Genomic DNA, 6809 nt, shown 5'->3' with positions numbered 1-6809 from the left:
CGTACAAACCAGGCTACCAATTGTTTAACATTTTCTTAACAGCCCTAAATTTTAACTTATTTGTTAATTACTTGATAGTATTCAACAAATTAGCTTTAAAATCTTGGTGCCGGAGGCGGAATCGAAAAACATTATAACTTGTTGAATAATCAAAGTATATAACCTTGCCTTCCTTTTATGCCCCTTTTAATGCCCCTAAGTTTTTTTGCTTGCTTTTTATTATATATATGACTGATTTTTCTTATTTATATTACTAATTGTGTACTTTTAAATCATCTTAAAGCAAAAAAGCCGTGAGGGTTAAAAATGGTCAAATTGGGCTGCCATTTTGATCTCAGGGCTTGATATAAAAAATATTCATTTTTACGACATCGATCACAAATTACAGCGGGTTATTCCTGTGGCTTAGAGCGGGCTTTCCTTTCTAATAATTCACCAGTATAAGAATCGAAATAACGGCTGGGCCAGATCTCTGAGGGATGGATGCCAAGGTAATCTGCAATGATCCATTCACCTTTCGGCCACGGTCTGCTGAATGCATTTGCCAATGTCGATGAACTGAGTCCTGCCTCACGAGAAACCGCTGCCAAGGTTGTCCCGCGTTTGCGCAATGCTGCGATGATATCGGCCTGATGCCAGTCATTTTGAACATTATTGTTATTCATTGCTACCCCTTCCATTAATTAATATTGATGGTGGCGATTCAGACAGGGTTTGCAGACCGGCACTTATTCCGGCGAGGCATAGCCTCCCCAGCCTGAACCACCATTGAAAAGGTAATAGCAAGAACACTGGTAAAGTATCTTACCAGTGTATAAGTGCACAAGGCTGCAAAACCTTGACCATTAGATTTTGCTAATGGCGGGAATACTTTAACTGATTGTTTTACCTAACACAATAATCGAACGACTAAGTTTAACGGTTATTCCTCCTCTCAGAGCGCATAAACTCAGGGGAGAATACGGGCGGCTAAATCAATCTTTGTTATTTATTCTCGTTCGTGATCGCTTCGCTATCCGTATTTTCCCTGTGATTTTCAGACTAATTTTACTCATTTCGAAACATTTTCCCTGCGTGTCGGTTAGGTTCACCATTCCGTGGTGCGTCAGATAATGTGTAGCAGGGCGAGGGTTATGTTGAGTTTTTGCAGGAGTTCGCTGCGTGCTCAGCACGGCGATGGTTTACTCCCCGTTCAGTGCCTGATTCAATCAGGATGAACGCCTCATTATTCGTGACGTGTGATATCTCCTTTCTTTACTGCATCGGCCTATTACAAGGCGGTGAGTGAAAAACAAACGAAATAAGTGAATTAAGGCAGAAAAATGCCAATAAAAAGTGGTTTCACTGAGTAATACGGGGTTCAAATCGGTCGTAAAGCCAGACCGGACGTGCTCTGGACGTTGGCCATCCGGCGGCGTCACTTGGTAATCGCTCCGCTTAAACACAAGTGACGCCGCGAAGTTTTCGGGACGTTTATCGTGATGAATTGAAAATGTGAATGAATGTTGTACAGATAAAAATTGTATCGTTTGACGTAAGACAGAGCCTGTTTTGCTCTGTTGTGTGAGTAGCCGGTGATGAGTAACACCGGGAAACTTTCATCGTCGATACATGGTTATTTATCCGACGATATCTGCTTCCAAAAGTGCGCAGATGTACCGCAATGCTTGCTCTCCCTTTCAGGCTACAGGAGTTTTTATAACCGTTTTTAGCGGCTATGTACCATCTATGATGGTGAATAAACAGGCTTAGGTTAGCGCTTTTTTCAATCTATAGCAATTGAATACTAATAATTTGAAAATTTTATTGGTGAATTTTTCACATAAGAAATATAGTTCACATTCGGAACATCAAGTTAAATATGCTTTTACTCAATTCAAGTATAAGAGGTCTGTATTATGTTAGAAGAATCATCAAAAGAGTCCCCTGAGATTTCTAAAGAGATCCCCTATGAGCAAAGTAATTTATTAAAGTCTAGATGTATTATTATTTCTGGCGAAATTAATCAAAAACTAGCTGAAAGGGTAACAACACAGCTACTAATTTTACAAGAAATAAGTAACGAGCCAATCAAGATTTTTATTAATAGTCAGGGTGGACATGTTGAAGCTGGTGATACTATTCATGACTTGATTAAATTTATAAAACCAGAAGTATTTATAATAGGAACCGGTTGGGTTGCAAGTGCAGGTATTACTATTTTTCTTGCTGCCAAAAAAGAAAATCGCTACTCACTTCCAAATACTCGTTTTATGATACACCAACCTTTAGGAGGATACGAAGGAAGAGCATCTGATATTGAAATTGAAGCTAGAGAATTCTTGTTGATACGTAGTCGGATAAATCAGCTTATCAGTGATGCCACAGGACAACCGATAGAGAAGGTAGAAAAAGATACTGATAGAAATTATTGGATGCGTCCTAAACAGGCTACTGAATATGGAATTGTAGGGAAAATAATAACCAAATGGGAAGATATCAATTATAAATGAATAATAACAAGGGTGGGCAAAAGCTCACCCATTATATCCTGTTTTTTTTAAAAACATAGGCGCTTTCCACTCATCTATCAGAATTGCATATATATACATATCACTCCATATTCCATTAACACACTCGTTTTGTAATAAGTGTGCTTCTTGACGCATTCCTAGCTTTTCAACTAATTTTTTAGAGCCTACATTTAAAACATCTAATCTTGCATAGATTCTATGATATTTAAAATATTCAAAACTAATATCTATCAACGCACCTAAAGATTCTGTTCCTATAGATTTTTTTTGATATAATGGGTGGAATATACAACCTATTTCTCCTTGTTGCGATTTTTTATTAGTTAATCTTAGCATTATTTCTCCAGCTAACTCATTAGTCTCTCGTGAAATTACAGCAAGTCTTATTTCATCACCATTATCATTAAATGCAGGATTAAGGATTTTATTAAATTGATCCCTGATTTCTCTATCTGTGGGAGTTGGGATATATAAAAATTTATAAACTTCTGGTAATGAATGATAGTTCTTATATTTGATGAAATCTTTTTTTTCAAATTTACGTAGAATTAAATTTGATGTGAAATACAAAAGAGGGAAATTATTTATTAGCATAAAGAACTCCTAGGTTATTTATTTGTTGTATTATTAATACGATCACTTTCTTTTAGAAAGATAAGGCAAAACAATCCAGCCAGCAAACTTAAGATAAATATAATTATGAAAAAGACTTGAAATGTTTCTATGTAGGAATAAGCAATTATCTGATCATTACCGATAATTGAATTGGAATTGATATATTTCGAAGTAAGTATGTTTATCAATGATCCTACAAGTGTGATAGCAATAGCTTCACCTGCTACCCGCATAGTATTAAACAACCCAGATGCTAATCCTGCTTTTTCTTGAGGAACAACACTGACGGATAAAGCATCCATTAACCCCCAAGGTAAGGCATTACCAATTCCTATCAATGCCATAGCAAAAGATATTAACCAAATTTTTTCATATGTGGAATTTATTAGCATATATACTCCAACGGAAGCTATAAAAAAACCAATACCAGAAATATTATTAATTGGGTAATTCTTCGCAAGATAACCAGAGAGAAGCGGAATAACAAGCATCGGCAGGGTTAAAGGCAAAATAATTACTCCTGTTTGAGATGCACTAAAACCACCCCCAATCATAAGCCATATTGGTAAATACACAAAAAGAGATATATAACTAAAAGCAGTTAATAAAGGTAGTAATTGCACCCCAAAAAACAAAGGAATCTTAAACAAAGATATATCGAGTAATGGATTATTTACACGTTTTTCTACAATATAAAACACAATTATAAGAAGAATTACAAAAGATATTATTGTATATACTCTTATATCACTGAACCCAACTTTCCCACTTAAAATAAGTGCGTATGTGAAAAGTATTAAAGCTAAAGTGAAAATAATAATACCAATCCAATCTAGACGTTCGGCATTATTATTTTTTGATTCTTTAATTCTCCACTTTCCTAATGAAAAAATGAGGATGGAAAAAATAGATATGCCCCAATAGAGTGATCGCCAACCCAGATAATCAATCATAAAACCAGCAATAATAGGGCCAAATGCAAGTCCAGCTCCAAAAGATGTACCTAATAATGAAAATGCAATAGTTTTATTTTTCCCATAAAATTCTTGAGCTAATAACGATGTAGCTGAGGTAGATACTAATGCACCACCTATACCTTCAAGCATTCTCATTGTAATAATTATGGATAAATTATGGCTGAAAGCAATACATGTAGATGAAAGGGTAAATAGCATCAAACCAGTTATAAAACATAGTTTTCTTCCGATATAATCTCCTGCAACACCAGCAGCCATAACAAATCCACCGAATGCAATGACATAAGAATTTATTATCCATTCTAGTGAAAATCTATCTCCTCCTATATCATTTTTCACTGCATGAAGGGAAATTGCAGGGCCAGTAAAAACCAAAGGTATCACAAATGCAGCGCAGCAGATAATTATAAGGATATCATGTCTTTTTTTTACAAATTTTGTCATAATATTATATCAACACTCTAATCTTATATCTTATTGAAAATTAACTTAAAATAATCAGTTGAGTCAATTTCGAATTCGTCTTCAAGGTTTTCATTTAGCCATTTCAAAAATCCATCAGAATATTTTGTGTTATTTCTTTTATCTATTATTGATATAGCTTTGTATGCAAAATCATACAGTTCATAGGATTCAGCAAGAATTATAGCAAGAACACAAAGTTTTTCACTAGACATGCTATCCCAATCATTTATACTCCTAATAAACAAGGCATCACTCCATATCCATTGATTTCCATAAATAAAAGGATTATTATTTATCGTTATTGGTTCCAACGTTCTTGTGCCATACCCCATAAATTTAACAAAATTAAAATGTTGTGAACGTAGCAAAATTTCTATTTCAGAAAATCTAGGTTGCCCTATATATTGTTCTACAAATTCAACTTCACATTCAATTACAAGAGTGCTTTTAAGTTTCTCCAGAGAGTTATATAGGGCAAGATATTCACAGCCTTGAATATCAATTTTATATAAATCTATATATTTTATATCATCTATATCGTCAAGGCGTTTTGTTTGAACCATTCTTTCATCCACAACCAACATCCATTCAGAAAAGGATTTGTATTTTTTCATTTCTTCTAAGTTAGGTATTAGAAGGGATGAGCATCCAGGAACCTGGCAAATAGACAGTTTATGTGTACCTCCATCTCCAATAGCATATGGAAAATATTTAACCCTTGCATCCCTATTTGTTTTTAATTTTTCGAATTCATCAGGGTTAGGCTCAAAACCATAAATATTGAATGGATATGATTCAGTTATTCCATTGTAATTATTCTTTGTTGTATCAAAATTGGCTGCACCTATATCTACTATGTTTATATTTCTATTTTTCTTTATGATTTTTTTATATAAATCCATGAGGGGTTTTATAGCCATATTTTATACACCTAATTAAAATTTATTCAAAAGCCATTTCTCTTGTACTATTCATCAATTTTTTTCCTAGTTCAGTTAATTTTGCATTTTCTAAAATTATACTCCAACAATCATTAAATTTCTCTTCAAATGAAGCTGGATTATTAGCATTATTATATGCAGTATCAACTCTCTCTAGAATTGGATCATAATCACGATGAGTAGTTAATTTCTTTAAAATTCGCATTGTTCTAGCAAGAACAAACATTGCGTGATATATCCCACTCAATGGTCTCGCCTCTCGACGTAATGGAGACTTATATGTTCCACTGTCTTCATTTATAATTATTGGATCAATAAAAAAAAGCATGTTTAAATGATTATGTCCAGCCTCATGAGCTAAGTTTTCTAAATACCGAGTCCAAATTTGATTTTCTCTTAATTGGCTCATTCTTATAATTCCAAATGTATTTAATGATGACCCAGCGTTCATAGTAGGAGAGTTAACAATGATAATGTCTGTAATTAAAGAGTTAAGCTCATCAAATAGATCAGAATCAACTTCTTCCATCCTACTCAATGCTTTTTTCATAGAGTGTGTTGAATGCTCTAATTCTTTTTTTGACGGGGTATTTCCATCAAAGTGATAACCATAAGTATTTATCATTCCATAGTCACATGTATCATAATAAAGTTGATGTAATGATTGTGTATACCCACTAGTAAATAGCCCTATAGTGCGTGGTGACTGTTCAATATAATCTAACTCATTAAAACAATTTAATATGTGTTTAATTAAAAAATCATTGTCATCTTCAATAGCTTTCAATAGTCTATTATGTAATACATGTATCATTCCACTAATTTTGCTTTTCTTATTTAAATTGTTTGTTTTTTCTTCTGCTGACTTACAATTAAAATTGGATGCATTACATTGTTCGAAAATATATGAAAGACTATTAATAATACGTTCATTTATCTGTTCCCGAATTTCAATGTCTCTTTTTGCATCTGGGCGAGCATCATATATATCAAGCATAAATATCCCTATCAATAAAAAGTGTTTTTATATCAACATTGGTATGATGACAATTTGCAATTGACTCTTTCAAAAGAAATACTGCCGCAAAATTTTCGTTTGCGGCAATAACTATAGATTAGTTTACTTGATCCATAATAGGAACCACTCGATTTGCTGAGGCGGAAAAAATCTTCTTGCTATCGAGTTTTACTTTGCTATTTTTCTTATCTTTTTTTTCAGTGCTCATAGTGTATCTCCTAGATTTAATATAGTTGATTTACTAATGAAACTCACCAGATTATACTGATTAATGACACGA

At 33.6% G+C, this 6809-nt stretch carries 6 protein-coding genes; 1 reads left to right on the top strand and 5 read right to left on the bottom strand.

All coding sequences use genetic code 11. The annotated features are described in order from the left end of the window. Positions 1-392 precede the first annotated feature (392 nt). Entirely contained in the window at positions 393-665 is a 273-nt protein-coding gene (locus PSI23_RS04350; protein WP_141554520.1) for a helix-turn-helix domain-containing protein, read from the bottom strand. Positions 666-1898: 1233 nt separating this feature from the next. Here PSI23_RS04350 and PSI23_RS04345 point away from each other — a divergent pair. Further along, positions 1899-2492, top strand: a complete 594-nt coding sequence (locus PSI23_RS04345; protein WP_273553917.1) for an ATP-dependent Clp protease proteolytic subunit — start codon at positions 1899-1901, stop codon at positions 2490-2492. 24 nt (positions 2493-2516) lie between these two features. Here the strand turns inward: PSI23_RS04345 and PSI23_RS04340 are convergent, their stop codons facing one another. Genes PSI23_RS04340 through PSI23_RS04325 form a run of 4 tightly spaced genes read right to left on the bottom strand, consistent with a single transcriptional unit; the run spans position 2517 to position 6508 of the window. Beyond that, positions 2517-3107 (bottom strand): GNAT family N-acetyltransferase, encoded by a 591-nt coding sequence (locus PSI23_RS04340; RefSeq protein ID WP_273553916.1) that lies wholly within the window; start codon positions 3105-3107, stop codon positions 2517-2519. 14 nt (positions 3108-3121) lie between these two features. Further along, a complete protein-coding gene (locus PSI23_RS04335; RefSeq protein ID WP_273553915.1) occupies positions 3122-4549 on the bottom strand; it encodes an MFS transporter in 1428 nt (475 codons plus the stop codon). 23 nt (positions 4550-4572) lie between these two features. Continuing rightward, positions 4573-5490, bottom strand: a complete 918-nt coding sequence (locus PSI23_RS04330; RefSeq protein WP_273553914.1) for an FkbM family methyltransferase — start codon at positions 5488-5490, stop codon at positions 4573-4575. Positions 5491-5512: 22 nt separating this feature from the next. Continuing rightward, positions 5513-6508, bottom strand: coding sequence for an aKG-HExxH-type peptide beta-hydroxylase (locus PSI23_RS04325; protein ID WP_273553913.1), 996 nt, complete (start codon positions 6506-6508; stop codon positions 5513-5515). Positions 6509-6809 lie beyond the last annotated feature (301 nt).

The organism is Xenorhabdus yunnanensis (assembly GCF_028598805.1).
Lineage (GTDB): Bacteria > Pseudomonadota > Gammaproteobacteria > Enterobacterales > Enterobacteriaceae > Xenorhabdus > Xenorhabdus yunnanensis.
Note: the sequence above shows the minus strand (reverse complement) of the source record. Positions and strands in the feature narration are given on the sequence as shown.